Origin of the sequence: Paenibacillus sp. FSL L8-0708 (genome assembly GCF_038009325.1) — a bacterium.
GTDB lineage: Bacteria > Bacillota > Bacilli > Paenibacillales > Paenibacillaceae > Paenibacillus_AQ > Paenibacillus_AQ odorifer.
The window spans coordinates 4,668,152-4,688,227 of the sequence record NZ_JBBPBC010000001.1 but is presented as its reverse complement, the minus strand read 5'-3'; the positions used below and the strand labels follow the sequence as shown (position 1 = coordinate 4,688,227).

Genomic DNA, 20,076 nt, shown 5'->3' with positions numbered 1-20,076 from the left:
TATTTATCCATTCCTGAAGCTTTCAATAAACTTGGAAGCCAAGGATGATAAGTATTTATCCTTAATCCAGACGGCGGCGACCCGCGTGCGTAGTGATTCACTACTGATTTCTTTATAGATCAAATTACGGTTACTCGTTAATTCGAAAGCGGATTTGGGGATGATTCCAATGCCAAGACCAGCGTTTGCCCAGAGCAGTGTTGTTCTAGCATCATCATTCATACAGAAAATCAGCGGATCAAAGCCGTTCTCAAGACATGTTTCCCGGATAAGCTGCTCAAAACGGCGGTAGATAATAAGCGGCTTATCCTTTAACTCACCGATCTCAATAAAGTTTTCATCCGTTTTCCAGTCATACTCAGGTGTCATTACGGCAATCATAGGTTCAGCTTGTGTGTAAAGACATTCTAAATTTGTACCATTAAAGGGTGTCCTAACAATCCCGACTTCGACAATACCTTTATTCAGGAGGTCAATGATTCTAAAGGTATTTCCTTCATGAATCTCAAACTTCACACCTCTATACGTTTTGTGGAACTCACATAGCCGATCTTGAAGCAACGTAGCTCCAGAGGAAGAAACAGTACCAATGGCTAGGGTTCCTTTTAAACCTTTGACAAAATCAGTGAGCTCACGGGCAGTGGAATCTGCCAGCTCCAGGATTTGTTGGGCACGGTCCCGCAATATGGCTCCAGCTTCAGTGAGCTGCACGCTGCGTGGACCTCGTTCCACTAGCTTTACACCGAGTTCTTCCTCTAGGAGCTTTAGCTGCTGGCTCAGCGGAGGCTGGGCCATTTGCAGTTTTTTGGCTGCAGATGTAATCTGTCCTTCCTCAGCTATCGCCATAAAATATTTAAGTTGTCTAATATCCATATAAAAATCCTCCGAACTTGAGATATGCTAATCGTATGGGAGCGATACGAATCCAATATTATTAATATGTGAGTAGATATGCCATAATCATAACTGTTCTTATACATATTTCAAGTGGTTAAATACTTCTTATGTTGGGTGTGGATGAATTTGTTCAAAATTGCAGTATATTTAAAGCCGTACAAAAAAGAAGCGATCATTGGACCGATCTTCAAACTGATGGAAGCGATTCTGGAGCTGATTTTGCCTACCATTGTCGCATTGATCATCAACAACGGGGTTGGCAATCATGACAGCGCCTATGTTTACCGCATGGGTGGCCTAATGGTGCTGATGTCACTGCTTGGCTTCGGCTGCTCCATGGTATGCCAATACTATGCAGCCCGGGCTTCACAGGGATTCGGTACGACACTACGCAATAAGATGTTTAGACATATCACCTCTTTGTCGTATGCTGAGCTGGATACCTTAGGTACACCTACACTGATTAATCGGATTACCAATGACGTAAACCAGCTGCAAATTGCTGTGGCTATGCTAATTCGTCTAGTTATTCGTGCACCGTTTATCTGTATCGGGGCTATCCTAATGTCCATGATTTTGGATTTTAGATTATCGCTGATTCTAATTGCGGCAACACCGGTTTTTGGCATTATTTTATATTTTATTATCACCCGCAGTGCTCCTTTGTACCGAAAATACCAGCAGAAGCTGGATGCCCTTGCGCTCGTACTGAGTGAGAATTTATCGGGGATTCGAGTGATTCGTGCTTTTGCCAAAAGACGTACAGAAAAAGAACGTTTTGATGCTTCGTCCGATGATTTGACTACTACAGCGATCCGGGTTTCGCGGATTTCAGCTTTGCTTGGGCCGATGACTACACTTGTAGTAAATGCGGCAATCATTGCTATTTTGTGGGTAGGCGGAATTCATATCGATGGGGGCCGATTGTCTCAAGGGGAGATCATTGCTTTCATCAATTACATCACTCAAATCTTGCTGGCGCTGATAGTGGTCTCCAACTTGGTTATTATTTTTACAAAAGCCTCATCCTCAGCTAATCGTGTAAATGAAGTGCTGGGTGTTAAGGTCTCCGTGTCTGAGGAAGGAAATGCAGTGATTGCTGAACCTGCCCCTGCTGCCCCTGCTATACAATTCGATCACGTATCCTTTGGGTATAATACGACAGGTGAATCGGCATTAGAGGATATATCTCTAGTAATTAATCGCGGAGAGACCGTGGGCCTGATTGGCAGTACGGGTTCAGGTAAGTCAACTTTTGTGAATTTGATCCCTCGTTTTTATGATGCGGTTCAAGGTGAAGTGAAAGTGGATGGTGTGAATGTCCGAGATTATAAGCTGCATCAGCTTCGTGAGAAGATTGGGATTGTACCGCAGAAAGCTGTGCTGTTTACAGGAACGATCGCTGAGAATATACGTTGGGGCAAGGAAGATGCAACTGAGGAAGAAATCATGCAGGCAGCCTCTATTGCTCAAGCGGAGGAGTTTATACGTAAATTACCCGAAGGGTTGAATACGCAAGTATCTCGTGGGGGATTAAATTTATCCGGTGGACAAAAGCAGCGCTTAACCATAGCTCGTGCAGTAGTAGGAAAGCCATCGATTCTTATTTTGGATGACTCCTCCAGTGCGCTGGATTTCTCCACAGATGCGGCACTTCGAAAGGCTCTCAAAGAGAGCAGCCAGGAAATGACCGTACTCCTTGTCTCGCAGAGGGTAAGCACTGTAAGGCAAGCGGATAAAATAATGGTATTTGAGGAAGGGCGGATCGCCGGTGTCGGAACCCATGAGGAGCTGATGCGTGGTTGTGAAGAGTATAAAGAAATCTGCCTGTCCCAGCTATCAAGTGAGGAGTCGGGCCAATGAACAAAAATAACATTTGGAAAAGACTTATTGTATACACAGGGCATTATAAAAAAATAGCTATAGGTGCAGTAATCTGCGCAATACTCAGTGTGATTGCCAGTCTAATTGGCCCGCTGCTCATCGGCAGCGCCATCGATTTTATGATCGGGCCGGGAGAGGTTGATTTTGACGCCGTACTTAGACTGCTTTTGATTCTGGCAGGGGTGTATATTGTCGGCAGCTTTTTCGGATGGCTTCTTACCTACCTGACTAATCGAATTGCCTATCGGACTGTATATGACTTACGGCGGGAGCTTTTTGATAAATTAAATGTTTTGCCGTTAAAATTTCACGATAACCACCCGCAAGGGGACAGCATCAGCCGGTTTGTTAATGACATGGATGCGGTCTCTGATGGACTGCTGCAAGGCTTCTCAACACTGCTCACGGGGATCATCACTATCGTGGGGGCAATTGTACTTATGTTGTACATTAGTCCTTTAATGACCCTAGTTGTTCTTCTGTCAGCACCCGTTACATTTTTTGTGGCAAGATTCATTACGATGCGCTCCCAGAAGATGTTTAAGGAGCAGGCTAAAATTCTGGGCGGTCTCAACGGATACGTGGAGGAAATGATTGGCGGACAAAAAGTGGTCACAGCTTATCATTATGAAGACCGTGCACTGACCCAGTTTGAAGAACGAAACGAGACTTTGTACCAGACTGGCGTGAAATCACAATTTTACGGTTCCTTGTCCAATCCGACAACACGGTTAGTAAATAATATTACCTTCTCTGTTATCGCGATGATCGGTAGTGTTATGGTGATTCGCGGGCTTGTGACGGTAGGGGATTTGTCCAGCTTTTTGATCTTCTCCAACTTGTTCGCTAAGCCGTTTAATGAAATTACAGGTGTGATTACGCAGCTTCAATCGGCAACGGCATCAGCGCAGCGGATCTTCGCCATTCTAGACCTCTCGCCTGAACCAGCGGATGCAACAGACGCCAAAATTATGAATACAAGCCAAGGGACGATTACCTTTGAAAAAGTATCCTTTGCTTATAATCCTGAACGTCCTCTGATTAATGATTTCAGTCTGGAAGTGAAACCAGGTACCCGGGTTGCAATTGTAGGGCAGACGGGAGCGGGGAAGACCACACTGGTTAATCTGCTTATGCGTTTTTATGATGTGGATAAGGGTTCCATCAAGATTGACGGTGTGGATATCAAGACGATTACCCGTGACAGTCTGCGGCGTAATTTCGGGATGGTGTTGCAGGACACCTGGCTGTTTGGCGGCACAATTAGAGAAAATATTGCCTACGGCAAACCTGAGGCTACCGAAGAAGAGGTCATCGCTGCTGCTAAGGCTGCAAATGCTCATAGCTTCATTAAACGCCTGCCTGAGGGATATGATACAAAGATCAGTGGCTCAGGAGATAATTTGTCGCAAGGACAAAAGCAGCTGCTTACCATAGCACGAGTGATGCTCGTAGATCCGCCTATGCTCATTTTGGATGAAGCCACCAGCAGTATTGATACGCTGACTGAGGTACGGATTCAGAAGGCTTTTCTAAAAATGATCGCTGGTCGGACCAGCTTTGTAATTGCTCACCGTTTGTCAACGATTCGAGAATCGGATCTCATTCTTTTCATGAAGGACGGAGACATTGTCGAAAGTGGCACGCATGACCAACTCCTAGCCAGCGGTGGATATTACGCCAGATTATATAACAGTCAGTTCGCATCAGCTTAGACTTTGCATTAAGAAAAAGAGCATTCAATCCCTAAATTGGGGGTGAATGCTTTTTTTGGTTGAGTTAGTTTTGTTTGGTTTGGTTTGGGTGTAGCCCGCCGTCACCAAAGTCGTTTGCTCAGTGTTCCAATGTAGTTAGCTCACCGTCCCAAAGTAGTTTGCTTAGCGTTCCAAAGTAGCTATCTCATCGTCACCAAAGTAATTTGCTTACCGTTCCAAAATAGTTTGTTTCCCCTTACGGACCGTATTGCAGCTAAATGGTGTTTTGGTGCCTTTTTTCAAAGTAACGGACTGCATAGCGCTTATTTGGCTGATTTTGCAGCAAAAAGGAGCGGATGTGGCACAATAGCTTCATTTGAGTCCGAACGGGGTGGAAAAGAGCGTGAATTTGCGAAATAAGGGCGCCTCGGTCCGATACGTAGCAATGGCTGCCACCACCAAAGGTAGATTGCTTCTGATCCGGAGTAGATTGCTTAGAAAGTCGTTTGTTTAGCGTTCCAAAGTAGCTATCCCATCGTCAGTCTTCTTAGCGTTCCAATTTAGTTAGCTCATCGTCAGTCTGCCTTAGCGTTCCAAAGCTGTCAGCCAACCGTCTCCAAAGTAGTTTGCTTAGCGTTCCAAAGTTAGCTATCTCATCGTCACCCAAGTAGTTCGCTTAGCGTTCCAAAGTTAGCTATCTCATTGTCACCCAAGTAGTTATCTCAACGTCCCCAAAGTAGTTTGTTTGCCCTTACGGACCGAGTTGCACTTAATCGTAATTTTATCCCACCCGTTAGAGGTAAAAATCTCAAAATAAAATATTTGCTAACGAATGAACTATCTGGACGGGCTAAACGTATTATAAGAAACGTATATTGAAGACGACGAAGCTACAGTAAATATGGCATATTGAGAGTGTTATGAGATTGGAGGGGGAGTGGCAAGATGTTGACAATCAAACATTTTACCAAAAGCTATAAGGGTGGCAAGAAGGCAGTAAATGATCTGAATTTGGTGGTCGAAAAAGGTGACATCTACGGCTTTATCGGTCATAACGGTGCAGGGAAAACAACGACTATCCGAGCAGTGGTCGGAGTTTTAGATTTTGAGGAGGGGGATATCGAGATTGGTGGGTACTCCATTAAAAAAGATCCCTTAGCCTGCAAAGCGATTACTGCGTATATTCCAGATAATCCGGATTTATACGATCATCTGACGGGCATTCAGTACTTGAATTTTATTGGTGATCTTTTTAGCGTATCGAAAGCGGATCGGGAGTTATTGATAAAGAAATATAGCGATGAATTTGAGATTACCTCTAATCTGGGGGATTTGATCTCCGCGTATTCTCATGGTATGAAACAGAAACTCGCGATTATCTCTGCGCTTATTCATAAACCGAAGCTGCTGGTTCTGGATGAACCCTTTGTGGGACTTGATCCAAAAGCGGCACACACGCTCAAGAGAATCATGGCGGAGATTTGCAGCCAGGGCAGTGCGATCTTTTTTTCGACGCATGTACTGGACGTGGCCGAGAAGCTCTGTAATAAGATCGCCATTATCAAAGCGGGTGAATTGATCACTCATGGGAAAACAGAAGAGGTGAAGGGTGACAGCAGCCTTGAAGATGTGTTTTTGGAGTTGATAAAACATGATTAATATCTGGAGATTGACGAAAATTCAGCTAATCTCATCCTTTGGGTTAAATAAAGCTTTGCATACACGAGATTTGAAAGAAAGACGAAAAATGCTTTTGCTGAGCATCGGTATCTTAATAGGGATTGTCATGATGGCAGTGGTTTCGTTTGGATATAGCTTCATGATAGCAGAGACCCTTGAACAGATAGGCCGGCCAGAGCTGCTGCTTGCGATTATGATGGCTGTTACTTGCTTGATTGGATTTTTTACAACGATCTATAAGGCGAGTGGGGTATTATTTGGCTCCAAAGATTACGATCTCGTAATGTCGCTGCCTATCAAAACGAGCCATATCGTAGCAAGCCGTGTAGTTCAGCTCTACGTGCTGAATATACTGTTCTCATTGATGGTGATGGTGCCAGCAGGTGTAGTTTATGCTATAAAGGTAAATCCGGCAGTAGTGTATTATTTATTTTTCATGATAACGCTGCTATTTATCCCATTAGTGCCGATCATTGCTGCAACGATTATAGGGACATTGATTAGTTGGATTTCCTCACGTTTTAAAGGAAGTCGTTTAATAAGTCTTATTCTGACTTTTGCCGTAATCATTGTTATTATTTTGGGTTCAAGCCAAATGAATGGGAATGACCCGCAGTTACTTGCGGATATGAGCACACAAATTGCCGATCAAATCTTTAACTTATATCCTTTGACGGTCATGTATGTAGATGCTGTCTGCTCGTATCAGGTAGCTCCTTTACTATTATTTATAGGAATTTCATTACTTTCTTTTATGCTGTTTACCCTTATTCTTGGCAGCAAATATAAAGCAATACACACAGGTCTTACGACCTCTTACTCAAAGAATAAGTATCAAATGAGGTCACTTGCAGTCTCTTCACCGCTTTACACATTGTATAAAAAAGAGCTGCGCCGCTATTTCAGTTCTTCTATATATGTGCTAAATACAAGTATTGGTATGGTAATGCTACTTGTCATGGCGATCACCTTACTGTTTGTTAGCTCAGAGCAATTAGGAAAGATTATTGAGATACCAGAACTCTCTAATTATCTAAGCAGATTGGCGCCACTATTTGTTTCCCTCTTTGTAGCATTAAGCTGTACGACATCGAGTTCGATTTCGCTTGAAGGTAACCATATTTGGATTTTAAAAAGCGCTCCCGTTCCGACAAAAACTATATTATTAAGTAAAATCACAGTGAATCTCACCATTACTGTGCCGATTGTGATTGTTAGTAGTGTGCTTCTTATGATTTCTCTGGGCACTGGCTGGATGGAGAGCTTGTTATTGCTAATAATCCCCGTCCTATACGCTTGTTTTACCGCAATGGTAGGTGTGATCGTAAACTTGAAGCTTCCTAAACTGGAGTGGACCAATGAAGTCTCTGTAATTAAACAAAGTGCTTCGGTCCTTGTAGCGATGATTATAGGATTTATCAGCTTGCTGATTCCATTTGGTTTTAGTTTTCTTTTATCTGATCTAAATGGTAATCTCGTTATGTTAGGTATTGGTGTGGTGATATTAGTAGCGTGTGGAGTGATGTATAGATACATCCAGTCCACAGGAGAATTTTTATTTCGGGCTCTTTAAAAAAAGGGCATTCCAAAAGCCGAAATTGGCTGCTGGGATGCCCTTTTTTTGTGCAAGATTTATTTTCGTGAAAAATCCCTAAGTTCTACCGTCGCTCTTGTTGTTCTTGTCGTTCATTAGCTAACTGTTCAATTCCGCCCACCATTATTTTTAGACCTGTATAGAACATCTTATCGGAGCCAATTTCATTAAAAATATTGTTTTCGTACATTCGTTTTATAACATTAGGTCCATCCCCGGATAAGTGCTCAAGCGATTGTTTAAAAACCACTCTAGCATCTCCATTAGGTTCATTTTTCATGGCTAAGTCAATTCGATCCTGCTCATATTTGTCCAATTCGAATGAGATTACATAGTTTAACACGCATGCTATCAAGGAGAATTTATCACTATCGTTTAAAGGAAGATGATCCACGATCTGAAGCAAAGTATTCAGTAAAGATAGATAATTTGGTTCAGAAGGCAAGGTTCTCATCATCAGCTGAGCCGAGCAAGGATACTTATGTAAAACCCCACGAATTCGGTCCACAAAATTAAATAACTGTTCTTGCCAAGTACCTTCGAGATTCGCAGTTTCGAGGGCTTCTTTGGCGACCTCATTAGCAAGCGTCTGGAAAATGCTCTGTTTACTCTTAAAATGCCAATACAGAGAGGCGGCTTGTATTTTTAGTAGTTCTGCTAATTTACGCATACTAAATGCCTCTATGCCGATATCATCCAACAGCTCCCAAGAAGCTTTTATTATATCTTGTTCAGTGATTTGCAGATTTTTGATTCTCATCGAAACGACCTCCTGTTACTGTCTTTCTCTATCATAAGCGAAGATGAATGGCTGGTCTACCATCGTTAGATTACCGCTTTATCTTACAGTGTTAGATATTTTTATTTACAAGCAAATAAACGGGTGCTATATTAATCTTACACTGTTAGTTTAAAGGTGCGATTTTTTAAAAAAAGGAGGCAGCAGTTAGCAATTTTATTAGTAAAAATTAAAAAGGATGTGTATAGACCCATGAGTAATCTTCAAGTGGAACAATCCCAACCAGTCACCAAAGAATTTTCTATAAAAGCAATACTTCCCGTAATACTGGCACTTATAACAGGAATGCTGCTGGTTATGCTCGACAGTACAATTATGAATGTAGCGATCCCGCAGCTTGAAAAAACCTTTAATGCCAGCCTAAAAACAATACAGTGGGCCATTACGGGTTATACGCTGGCTTTATCCGTAATTATCCCATTGGCCGGTTGGTTCTCGGATAAGTTTACTGCCAAACGTGTTTTTTTAGCTTCGATCGTATTGTTTACCATAGGTTCTTTATTATGCTCTATGGCACAATCCACAACAGAGCTGATAATCTTTCGTATTTTGCAGGGATTAGGCGGAGGGATGATTGCTCCAATTGGTATGGCTATGTCATTCAAAATCGCACCTCCCGATAAAAGAGGTTCAATCATGGGATTGCTTGGACTACCGATGTTAATTGCGCCTGTTCTTGGCCCTGTACTGTCAGGATGGCTGTTGGAATATGCCAGCTGGCATTGGATTTTTCTGATTAATGTTCCCATTGGCATTATTGCAATGATTGTTGGAGTGAAATTTCTTCCGGTAATAGAGAAGGGGAATAAAGCTAAATTGGATATTTGGGGTGTGATTTTATCACCGCTCGCCTTCTCCAGCTTGGTATTTGGGGTGCATAGAGGGGGAGTAGATGGCTGGGGGGATCGTATAACGATTATATCTCTTGCGTTCAGCTTCATTGCTTTAGTCTTGTTTATTTTCGTGGAATTGCGCCAAAAAGAACCGTTATTGGAACTTCGCTCTTTTCGATCTCTAGAATTTAGTAAAGGTATGATTTTGACCTGGATTAATCAGTTCGCCTTATTTGGTTCGATTCTGTTAATTCCAATTTTTTTGCAGCAGGTCAGAGGTTTTTCTTCCTTTGAATCGGGGCTTTTAGTTATTCCCCAAGCATTAATATCCTTTGCTGGCATGATTATTGGAGGAAAGTTATTTGATAAGTTTGGAGCTCGGCCCGTTGTGTTCTCTGGACTTGTGCTGCTGTCCACCGGACTCTTTCTCTTGTCACGTTTACAAAATGATACAAGTGTATACGTTATGATCAGTTATTTTGCCATTATGGGACTTGGCCAAGGATTAACTACTATGCAGCTCGGTACACATGTGCTTAAAGCCGCTCCGAAGGATCTGATCAGCCGTGTTACCCCACTTACTGCCTCTGCGCAACAAATTGTGGGTTCCTTTGCTGTCGCTATAATGTCGGGCTTATTGACTTCCAATATAGCTACACATATGAGTCAAGGGAATCAGAAACTACCCTCAGCGGCTATGGTTGCAGGATTCCACGACACGTTCCTAGTTTCATTGGGCTTGGCGCTGTGTGGTGTGGTTCTTAGTCTCTTTTTGCGTAATCCGAAGAGCTGATCCTATCGTACTCTACCAATATTTTAGCGATGTTTATTGATTGTATCCTTGGTATAATTCAAAGATTGATAACCAAGGGGGAATCTCTTAACCCGTGAAAAATATATTTGCTAGATTTACTATAATAACCCTCGCTGTCGTGCTAGCCGCCGGAGTATTTATTCAGCATATATCGGCCGATAACGGGGTTCCTTTTGACGATATAAACACTAGTTATGCAAAAAAAGAAATCATAGATTTATATAACCGGAATATATTAACTGGCACCTCGAATACTAAATTTTCACCTACTCAATCGATTACTAGAGCTGAATTTATAACAGTTCTTGATCGACTGTTGAAGCTTGATCCAGCGTTGAGTCCGGTATCTCCTTATACCGACGTAGCCAAAAGCGCTTGGTATTACGGCTGGATTCAGGCTGCGGTTCAGCTTGAACTGGCGAACGGCACTTCGGCAACTACTTTTGCACCCGCAAAAGCAGTCACTCGGCAGGAAGCGGCTGTGTGGATAGCCAAAGCTCTAAAGCAAACAAACACTGCAACTGCCGCACAAACTAATTTTAAGGATCGGCAACAAATTGCTAGCTGGGCAAGTGCTGCTGTAGCTAAGGTTAATGATCGCGGAGTAATGAAGGGCGATAATAGCGGAAATTTTCGGCCCGCGGACCCGATAACCAGGCAAGAGACGGCAGTGCTGATGGATCGGGTGCTGCAACATACAAGCTGGGCGGCAGAGCTGGAAAGTAATCCGGACAAACGTATTGTTATAGGCTGGCAGTATGGTCTCACGACGGCACAATTTGAGAATCATGTTCTGCAATCGAACGTCAACACATTATCACCACGTTGGTATTATGTTGGGAAAACAGGGGCAGTAACGGATTCGACAGACGCCTCACTGGTAACTTGGGCAAAAAAGAATAAAAAGCAAGTCTGGGCGATGGTTGGCAATCGATCGGATCAAGAAGCGACGCATCAGATACTGTTGAGTACAACCGCAAGGAATACGGCAGTCAATCAGTTAGCTGCTTTAGTGAGTAAATATGGATTAGATGGACTAAATATAGATTTTGAAAATGTAGCGGCCGAAGATCGTGTGTATTTGACTTCGTTTATTACTTTATTAGCCGAGAAAATGCGTTCGCTAGATGTTATCCTGTCGATGGATGTATCTCCTGATCTTGGAACGGATTGGACAGAAGCTTTTGACTATGCTGCCCTAGGCAAGCAAGTGAATTATATGGTGATGATGGGTTATGATGAGCATTATGACGGGAGTCAAGTTCCGGGGTCCAATGCCTCGCTTTCTTATGATCAAAGGGCTGTGAATACAATCCTAAAAGTTGTACCTAGTCAAAAAGTTATATTGGCATTGCCCTTATATAATCGGGATTGGACATTGAACCAGAAGGGGACGGTTTTATCCTCTCAATATATTACGCTTCCGGAGCAAAATCAGATTATCAGCAGCTATGCATCGAGACCCGTGTGGAATCCTTCGCTGGGACAATATGTCGCGGGCTACTCGAAACAAGCTATAAAACATACGATCTGGATTGAGGATGGGCGTTCATTAATAACTAAATACAACTTAGCGGTTACTAAAAAACTAGCTGGAGTAGCTTATTGGTATATAGGCGGAGAAAGTTCTGATGTATGGTCCAGCTTAAGGAATGCAGAGAAATTTTACGATTATACTTTTTAAAAATATGAAAGACTGGATGCGAATAGCCGCTTAACTATATTGCTGTCCAGTCTTTTTATTGGGTTACTAAGGCATAGCTGGTAGGATTAGATTGATTAAATCAGCCTCGCGTTACGTATTTTTTGAAGTTTTTCACGTTTAGAACTTTAACATTTTGAGCTAGAAGTTTCTTGTCGCTAACGACCCAAGTGTGATCTTTGGAGTTTTTTCTACGAATCGCAGCGAAGTTATACTTATTTCCTGCATAGATCTTAAAGCCCTGTGCAGCACAATCCGCACAAAACTTAACGCATTCACCTTTATTCCAATCTGGAAAGGAAATCTGCTGGAAGACATTTCGTTTTACGAGTAGGGTCGCACCCTGAACATTGGTTACCTGTTTATTTTCCATATGAAGATAACGAAGCAAAAGTAGCTTCTTATCAGTTAAATACATATAGTGAGCTCGTTTTCCAACGATATCAGCTTTAGTTTTATGGAGGATGTTCATACTATCCGTTAAATAGTTGGCAGAATAATAATCGTCGTCATCAAATTTAGCGATACAACTATAATTCGCTAAGTGCACACCAAAATTCAGACAAAACCCCAGTGAACGATATTCAGGTAGTTTATAGATCCGTACATTTTTATGTTTTTTTGCAGCATGTATATAGTCTTCTATTTTCAAGCTATCATTATTAATGATCACGATAAGCTCTTTAGATTTGAAATTCTGTCGTTGATAGTTATCAAATATTGTTTTAATACAATCCATTCGTTTTGTACAAGTTAGAATAGACACGGCAGATGAAGTAGATTCAGCAGTTAATTTCATAACGAAATCTTTGGACGGCGTCCAACAAAATTCCTGTAGTTTTTAATATTCCGGATGATCTTATGGTTAGCTATTAGTGTACTATCACTGATGATCCATGTATGTTTTGAAGAGTTTTTTCTACGTATGGCAACGAAGTTATTTTTACTTGCAGAATAAACCTTATAACCTTTCTTTTTGCTTCTGCTGCAAAAGAGATCATCCTCACCTACGTTTTTATTAGGAAATTTTACATGATCGAATACTTTTCGGTTGAAGACGAGCGTAGCGCCAGGGAGATGGGTAACTATTCGGTGTTCATCATTTGCGAAACGAAGAATCAAAGTCTTTGAACCTAGTAAATACATATAGTGAGCCCGTTTTCCAAGGATATCAGCTTTAGTTCTTTTTAAGGTCAGAATACTTTCCGTCAAATAATGAGGGGCATAGTAATCGTCGTCATCAAATTTGGCGATGGTATGATATTTGCATTTTGTTACGGCATAGTTTAAGCATGAACCGAGAGATTGCTGTTCAGGTTTACGATATATCTTAATATTTTTGTATTTTTTAGCTAAGGTTTGGTAGGGGGATAGTGGAATTTTATTATTATTGATAATAATGATAAGTTCTTTATTTGCATATCTTTGTCTGCTGAAATTTTGGAGTAGGTTGTTTAAATAATTATGGCGATTGGTACAGGTAATAATGGAAACACCTTGTTGCTTCGCTTTGTTGTGAGGTACAGCACTCATTTAACCAACCCCTCATATGCATTTTTGGGAAAAGTCTCATAATACGATATGTCCAAGTTAGGATAGAGTAACGGCATATCAACCTCTTAAAAGCAAAAATGGACTTGTTTAAAGAACACAAAACCCACAGTGATAGCTGTGGGTTTTGTAAGAGAGACAATTCATATGAAACGTTTTGGATGTTTGTTCAGAAATAAGATTCAATGATGGATACGCTATTCTCGATTCTCGCCTTACTCTGCGTTAAATAATCTTTGGTCCAATCATCTAGGTTAGACATATCAAAACTCCGGTACATCCCTGTATAAACAATAATCTCTCTTAATCGAAGAAAAAGAGGAATTAGCTTCAGCTCATTTTCTGAAATCCTGTTCTCTTTAACGTAGCCTTTTAGAAAATGCTCCATAAAACGCTGACATTGAAGCTGCCTGTCCTCCATACTATCATCCCCGTAAACGTAGACTAGATAATACAGTTGAATGGCGATATCTTCTACAAACCAGCTGTACTGAGCTTCATCAAAATCAAACAAAGTCAGCTTACCATTGTCGACCAAAAAGTTGCCTACATTGATATCCCCATGGATGAGACCATAGGTATTTATTTCAGCGTCGAGATGCTTTAGCCGATTCATAAGCGCCTTACAGCTTTCTAAAACGCCACTTTGGGATGGAGGAATAAACTTCGTTACATTCTGCAGGTAGTAGTTCTGATGCCACGCATGTCTTTCGGACTGTGGTTTATAAGATTTTGCTAATCTGTGCATTTGTCCAGTGATCATGCCACACTGCTCATAGAGGTCTAGATCCTTCAGGCAGTCTGGGTAACCTATTCGTTTCCCTTGTGCTTTTTCAAAGGAAGATACCATAAAGTATGAATCATCAATCTCTATTTGCTCAACTAGATTACCCAGAAGAGAACCTACGGGTCTTGATACGGAAACGCCATGATCTGCCAGGTATAGAATCCATTCAAGTTCAGCCGTTAACAATTCCATACTGCGCAGCGAGCTATGAGTAAATCTTAGAATATATTGATGATTGCTAAGTTGATATTCATAAACAAAATTTTGAAATCCGCCAATGAAGCTTAGCTCATCTATGGGGATACCGTATTTCGTGCAGGCAGCACTTACAATCTGGTCATTAAATAAGGACTTAATCTTTTGTTCCAAGGGTTCTACTCCGTTCTACATTACAATGATTTTATCGAAATCGTTCTGGAGCTTTCCTGGACCTCAATAAGCAGCGGCCGTTCTTGTGGGTTGAGATTTGGGGCATGAATGGCCAGCATAAGTCTGCCCGTCAAATCACGAAACAACATTCCATGTCCGCCATCTTTGGCATAAAGAGGCTCAGGATCATGTTGCCAAGGTCCACTAATGTCACCGCTGACGGATCGGGCTAAACCCATGGCATAACCACTAGCTCCACTGCTAGACCACAACATAAGCAGCTCACCACTGCTAGTCTGATGCATAAAAGGACCGTCAGTTACGTATTGCCCTTCTTTGCCGCCTACCGTCCAAGGAGCTTGTGAAGCCTGGAAAAGCAGCATAGGTTCGCCAATAGTAGCACTTAAATCCTCCTTCAGCCGAACGGCATACATTTCTCCATCCGTCACTTCAATCCATTCACGGCAAAAGATCATCCAAGGTTTGTCTTCTTTATCTACATATAACGTTCCGTCAAGGCACTCCCAAGAAGCAGGGGTAATCGGATGATTACTGATAGGGAGATAAGGACCCTCAGGTGTTTCCGCGCTTAATATTTGTGTCCCCCGTGGAACGCCATGTCTTTTAAAAGAAGCGAACATATAATATTTTCCGTTGTAGCGGTGAACCTCTGGTGCCCAGAAATGATGATCAGCCCAAAAATCAGCATCTGGACGAAAAGCAGCAATGGGCCCGGACCATTCCTGAAGATCTGAGCTGATATATACATCGAAGCCGTGAGGTGCGCCACTCCAAGCTGTTAGGCCATCTGTGCCAAATAAATAGTATTGTCCAAGTTCAGGCACAGATAGGATATAGGGATCTCTAAAGTTAATATCAGATAATGTTTTCATTAAAGGTGCCCCCAATTTACAAGCTATCATCTGCTTAATTTTACAATATCTTCTTTAGGCTTGGAAGCGTTACTTCATTTGCTCGCCTTGTAGCAAACGTATTTTCATTACTCCGGGTGTACAGCCGTAGTTTTTTCGGAAGACACGTATAAAATAATTAGTCTCCATGCCCAGCTGAAGCGCTATATCTTGAACGGGAATCTCCACATCCTCCGTCATTAATTGCAGCGCCCGCTCCAGCCGCAGATTCTGCAAATACTTATGCGGAGTGACCCCATATTCCTGCACGAATAAACGCTGGAAATGCTGCACAGAGTACCCGACTGCTGCTGCAAGATTGGAGATCAGAAGCGGTTCTGTGTAATGTTCGTTGATCAGCCCGACGGCTGTAGTTAGGGCTTCATTTCGGACCGACTCGAAGGCTAGACGATTACCGGAGACTTCTGAACTCTTGGCAGGGCGCAGCATCAAGAGCAGTCTATAGAGTGTGATAGACAACTCTTGCATCCACATCTCGTCCTGCCGATTGGGGGCAGGAGAATTCACCGTATGCCAGATTTGGCCGATTTCTTCCCAGCATTGTTCAAAACGATCCGTTCGATAAGGAACAGAAGGGAGCAGTTCAAGCGCTTCCAGCAATCCATGAGCTTGACTGCCTTGAAAGCCGATAAAGCCAACATGCCACGGTTCATGAGAGGTAGGATAATATTCATGACCACGATCGGGCGGGAAGGCAAAAGCCATCCCCGGTTCCAGTATGATTTCTGTGCCACTTTCCAGATCACGAAATAACCCGGTTCCGGTCCGGATTAAAAAGATTTGATACACAGGAAATCCTGCTGGGCGCACATGATGGAATTGGATATGGCGACCTACAGAGTAGGGGGATAGGGGCAACGTTCCAGAGTCGCGCGGTAATTCAATCAGAGAAAAAGGCAGCAGGTTTATCACCTCATCTTCATTTTGTGCTATCACTTCGAGACTATATTCCTACTGATTGAAATGAATTTTCTTATATTATAAATAGTATAAATGATGATTCCTGAATAAGATAGCTTACGCTTCTAGCCTATCATCAGAGAATAGTCCCATTCTATAAATGGGCAGAATTGAGAGGATGATCGTACACAATGAATAAAAAACATTCCCCGATAAGCAGAAAAGCTGGTGTCATGCTGCACGGTGCTGATTATAATCCTGAACAATGGCTGAAATATCCGGAAGTATTGCGTGAGGATATCCGATTAATGAAGCTGGCGGGCTGCAATGTCATGTCCGTAGGCATTTTTTCGTGGGTATCTCTTGAACCTGAAGAGGGTGTGTTCACTTTCGAATGGTTGGATGGTGTACTTGATTCTTTTGCAGAGAATGGGATTTACGCTATCTTGGCAACGCCAAGTGGTGCCCGCCCAGCATGGATGTCGCAAAAATATCCAGAAGTCTTAAGAGTGGAGCGTAACCGTGTTCACAATTTGCATGGCTTCCGTCATAACCATTGCTTTACCTCACCAGTGTACCGGGAGAAAACTGCAATTCTGAATGCAAAGTTAGCGGAACGGTACAGCCAGCATCCAGCCATTATCGGTTGGCATATTTCGAATGAGTTCGGTGGGGAGTGTCACTGCGAGCTCTGCCAGGATGCTTTTAGAGAATGGCTGAAAGTGAAATATAATAACAGTTTGGATGAGGTGAATCATGCTTGGTGGGCTACTTTTTGGAGCCATACCTACACTTCATGGTCACAGATTGAATCCCCAGCTCCACATGGTGAGACACAAGTACACGGCTTGAATCTTGACTGGCGGCGTTTTGTTAGTGAACGGACGATTGATTTCTGCCAGCACGAGATCAATACCGTTCGTCCTTATAATCCAGAGCTGCCAATCACGACGAATATGCATATGATCGATGGCATTGATTACCGCGAGCTGGCCAAAATCCTGGATGTGGTCTCATGGGACGCTTATCCAGACTGGCATTATACCGAAGACGGTGACGATACTAGATTGGCAGCATGGACGGCGATGCACTACGACTTAATGCGCTCTTTTAAAAAGAAACCGTTCCTGCTGATGGAAAGCACGCCATCCCTTACGAACTGGCAATCGGTCAGTAAGCTGAAACGTCCCGGAATGCACAAGCTGTCTTCCTTGCAAGCGGTAGCGCATGGTTCGGATTCTGTGCAGTATTTCCAATGGCGCAAAAGCCGCGGATCAAGTGAGAAGTTCCACGGCGCAGTTGTAGACCACAGTGGCCACTCCGAGACTCGAGTATTCCAAGATGTAGCGGAAGTAGGAAAGACGCTGGCGGGAATGACGGAAGTAGTGGGTACGTCCACTCCGGCGAAGACGGCGATTATTTTCGATTGGGACAACCGCTGGGCGATAAAGGATGCGCAAGGCATCCGTAATTCCGGATTACGTTATGAGGAGACGGTGCTACAGCATTATCGTGCACTTTGGGAGCTGGGCATTCCAGTTGATATTATAGGCTCTGGAGATGATCTGTCTGCCTACAAGCTGGTTGTTGCCCCTATGTTATATCTGATTAGTGAAGAGAATGGAAAGCGCATTGAGAAATATGTGGAGCAAGGCGGCACTTTCCTCGCAACCTATTGGTCAGGAGTAGTTAACGAAACGGATTTATGTCATCTGGGAGGATTCCCTGGTCCACTGCGCAGAACACTGGGGATTTGGGCAGAGGAGACAGAAGGGCTGCACAGCCGTGATCTGAACGGGTTAGTAATGGAGGTAGGTAATAAACTTAAGCTAAGCGGTGATTACGATGCGCATGAGATAGCCGAGCTGATTCATTTGGAAGGTGCAGAGGCTTTGGGGCATTATCGCAACGATTTCTATGCGGGCCGTCCAGCGCTTACAGTCAATCGTTTTGGTGAAGGAAATGCGTACCATCTTGCTACCCGTGTGAAAGACACTTCGTTCTATGTTGAGCTATACGCAGCGATCACATCTAAGGCAGGAATTACCCGTGCGATGGATAGTGAGCTTCCAGCAGGTGTGACTGCACAACTTCGCACAGATGGCGAAAGTGATTATGTTTTTGTGCAAAATTTCAGCGGCAGTCCGCAAACGGTAGAGCTGGATGGAGCGGAATACACAGACTTGGAAACAGGTCTTTCAGCTCCGGCCCTATTGAATCTAGCGGTGAATGGACTTGCGATGTTGAAGCGTAAAGCATTAGTATAATAAAAAGGCAGGACCTGAGTTTCAGGTTCTGCCTTTTTTTTGAATAGAATCAGTTCTTAACTCTTCCCATCATAATGGTGTTATACAATTTGCCGTCCGATAGAAGTTTATCTTTCTTTAAAATCCCTTCAATTTCAAAGCCAAGCTTTTGATATAGCTTAATAGCGTTGGTGTTCGTTTCCAGCACATTTAGGGTGATCTTTTGAATACCATTAGTGTCAGCCCAGGCAATCGATTCGGCGAGAAGATTTTTTCCAATACCATATCCCCAATAATCCTGCAGCACACATACTCCAAATTCTACTTTATGAGCAAATCTTTTTAAGGGATAACCTTCGCATCTGGAGAACGCAACGATTTGATTATCAACTACTGCGACTAGAAAAAGGTTATTATTTTTCTCGGAATCGGCTTGAATAAGCTGTTCAAACCCTTTTTCATCAATAAAGGCTTCGCCTGGTTCCCGATCTAAATTCTCGGTTTCTCCATCGATCCGCACCCTTAATTCAGATAACACTTTAGCATCATGAGAGGCCGCAGATCTAATGCTGTATTGGATTCCATTCACTGTAAATGTTTGAGGATTAATGATCATATGTCCTCCGTGACGATGGGTGATGTTAGAATTATTGCTTCGATGCCCTCAATGATCCGAGTGAAATAGGCTGCTTCATGAGGCACAAAATGAGTCCGATCCACACTTTGTTGAATGTTGATTTTTTGTCCGTTTGAATCCACTTTGAAACCATTGATTTGTAGACTATGTATTTCTCCTTGCCAAAAGCTTCGGAAGTCGGCAAACTTTGTGATAACTATTCCTGCGACCTCTTCTTCTTGCAGCTTAAAATCGTCCAGAGGATAAGGATGGTTATAAACAAAAACATGCGCTCGTTCTTTATCGATAAGATTTTCTTTGATCATACTGTAAGGAATCGTACCTAAGGGAATCAGTTCATCAAAAGCTAGCTCCAAACCGAGTTCTTCTTGAACCTCGCGAATCCCGTCCTCTACCGTTTCGTGTGTCAGCAAATGTCCAGCGGCCGTGATGTCCAGCAATCCTGCATAATCTTGTTTCTGCTCACTACGAAGCTGTAAATAAATATAGGGGATTTCTTGGGTTTTGCTTATAAACCAGCAGTGGAAGGTCTCGTGCCAATGTCCTAACCGATGTACTTCTGCCCGTGGAGCTGTACCGATTCGGTGACCCGCTTCATCAAATATAGTAAGTATCTCATTATGCATAGAAAAGCTCCTTTGTGAAAATATCTACTGCTTAAAGCCTATCATAAAAACGATCGAATTGCTTAATGTCCCCAAGTGATTTTTATTGACATCGTTAAGAAATATATGTATATTTTTGGATGTTAATCAAA

16 protein-coding genes are annotated in these 20,076 nt (G+C 42.7%); 7 read left to right on the top strand and 9 right to left on the bottom strand.

Translation table 11 applies throughout. The features are described 5' to 3' along the window. Positions 1-3 precede the first annotated feature (3 nt). Positions 4-873: a LysR family transcriptional regulator gene (locus NYE58_RS22410; RefSeq protein ID WP_076182582.1), complete on the bottom strand. Its 870-nt coding sequence runs from the start codon at positions 871-873 to the stop codon at positions 4-6. Positions 874-1,023: 150 nt separating this feature from the next. Between NYE58_RS22410 and NYE58_RS22405 the strand changes: the two genes are divergently transcribed. From NYE58_RS22405 to NYE58_RS22390, 4 genes are all read left to right on the top strand, one after another. Next, positions 1,024-2,760, top strand: a complete 1,737-nt coding sequence (locus NYE58_RS22405; protein WP_076179894.1) for an ABC transporter ATP-binding protein — start codon at positions 1,024-1,026, stop codon at positions 2,758-2,760. Beyond that, positions 2,757-4,496: an ABC transporter ATP-binding protein gene (locus tag NYE58_RS22400; protein ID WP_076218623.1), complete on the top strand. Its 1,740-nt coding sequence runs from the start codon at positions 2,757-2,759 to the stop codon at positions 4,494-4,496. The genes NYE58_RS22405 and NYE58_RS22400 overlap by 4 nt, the downstream gene beginning before the upstream one ends. A gap of 924 nt (positions 4,497-5,420) precedes the next feature. Then, positions 5,421-6,134 carry an ABC transporter ATP-binding protein gene (locus NYE58_RS22395; RefSeq protein ID WP_036688363.1) on the top strand — a complete coding sequence of 238 codons (714 nt, stop codon included), beginning with the start codon at positions 5,421-5,423 and terminating at the stop codon, positions 6,132-6,134. Next, positions 6,127-7,728 (top strand): hypothetical protein, encoded by a 1,602-nt coding sequence (locus NYE58_RS22390; protein ID WP_341003074.1) that lies wholly within the window; start codon positions 6,127-6,129, stop codon positions 7,726-7,728. The genes NYE58_RS22395 and NYE58_RS22390 overlap by 8 nt, the downstream gene beginning before the upstream one ends. 85 nt (positions 7,729-7,813) lie before the next feature. On the opposite strand, the gene NYE58_RS22385 is transcribed toward NYE58_RS22390, so the two are convergent. Then, positions 7,814-8,509, bottom strand: a complete 696-nt coding sequence (locus NYE58_RS22385) for a TetR/AcrR family transcriptional regulator (protein WP_076217839.1) — start codon at positions 8,507-8,509, stop codon at positions 7,814-7,816. 231 nt (positions 8,510-8,740) lie between these two features. On the opposite strand from NYE58_RS22385, the gene NYE58_RS22380 reads away from it, so the two are divergent. Continuing rightward, positions 8,741-10,174: an MDR family MFS transporter gene (locus NYE58_RS22380; protein WP_076277805.1), complete on the top strand. Its 1,434-nt coding sequence runs from the start codon at positions 8,741-8,743 to the stop codon at positions 10,172-10,174. Positions 10,175-10,268: 94 nt separating this feature from the next. Further along, entirely contained in the window at positions 10,269-11,879 is a 1,611-nt protein-coding gene (locus NYE58_RS22375) for an S-layer homology domain-containing protein (RefSeq protein WP_081387640.1), read from the top strand. Between the two features lie 100 nt (positions 11,880-11,979). Here the strand turns inward: NYE58_RS22375 and NYE58_RS22370 are convergent, their stop codons facing one another. The 5 genes from NYE58_RS22370 to NYE58_RS22350 form a co-directional block, all read right to left on the bottom strand. Then, the gene (locus NYE58_RS22370; RefSeq protein WP_076190933.1) at positions 11,980-12,696 is read right to left on the bottom strand and encodes a glycosyltransferase family 2 protein; all 717 of its coding nucleotides are present in this window, start codon (positions 12,694-12,696) and stop codon (positions 11,980-11,982) included. Further along, complete coding sequence (locus tag NYE58_RS22365; RefSeq protein WP_076277804.1) at positions 12,693-13,430, bottom strand: glycosyltransferase; 738 nt, start codon at positions 13,428-13,430, stop codon at positions 12,693-12,695. The genes NYE58_RS22370 and NYE58_RS22365 overlap by 4 nt, the downstream gene beginning before the upstream one ends. A 187-nt stretch (positions 13,431-13,617) precedes the next feature. Continuing rightward, the gene (locus tag NYE58_RS22360; RefSeq protein ID WP_076217835.1) at positions 13,618-14,604 is read right to left on the bottom strand and encodes a phosphotransferase enzyme family protein; all 987 of its coding nucleotides are present in this window, start codon (positions 14,602-14,604) and stop codon (positions 13,618-13,620) included. 20 nt (positions 14,605-14,624) lie between these two features. After that, a complete protein-coding gene (locus tag NYE58_RS22355) occupies positions 14,625-15,497 on the bottom strand; it encodes a glycoside hydrolase family 43 protein (protein WP_076277802.1) in 873 nt (290 codons plus the stop codon). Positions 15,498-15,566: 69 nt separating this feature from the next. Further along, on the bottom strand, positions 15,567-16,472 hold the full coding sequence (locus NYE58_RS22350) for a helix-turn-helix transcriptional regulator (protein ID WP_341003073.1): 906 nt from the start codon (positions 16,470-16,472) through the stop codon (positions 15,567-15,569). Between the two features lie 155 nt (positions 16,473-16,627). On the opposite strand from NYE58_RS22350, the gene NYE58_RS22345 reads away from it, so the two are divergent. Continuing rightward, positions 16,628-18,703: a beta-galactosidase gene (locus tag NYE58_RS22345; RefSeq protein ID WP_339168370.1), complete on the top strand. Its 2,076-nt coding sequence runs from the start codon at positions 16,628-16,630 to the stop codon at positions 18,701-18,703. A 49-nt stretch (positions 18,704-18,752) separates the two neighbouring features. On the opposite strand, the gene NYE58_RS22340 is transcribed toward NYE58_RS22345, so the two are convergent. Together NYE58_RS22340 and NYE58_RS22335 are read right to left on the bottom strand one after the other, a co-directional pair. Further along, the gene (locus NYE58_RS22340; protein ID WP_076129818.1) at positions 18,753-19,298 is read right to left on the bottom strand and encodes a GNAT family N-acetyltransferase; all 546 of its coding nucleotides are present in this window, start codon (positions 19,296-19,298) and stop codon (positions 18,753-18,755) included. Next, positions 19,295-19,945, bottom strand: a complete 651-nt coding sequence (locus tag NYE58_RS22335) for an NUDIX hydrolase (protein ID WP_341003072.1) — start codon at positions 19,943-19,945, stop codon at positions 19,295-19,297. Before NYE58_RS22335 ends, NYE58_RS22340 begins: the two co-directional genes overlap by 4 nt. Between the last annotated feature and the right edge of the window lie 131 nt (positions 19,946-20,076).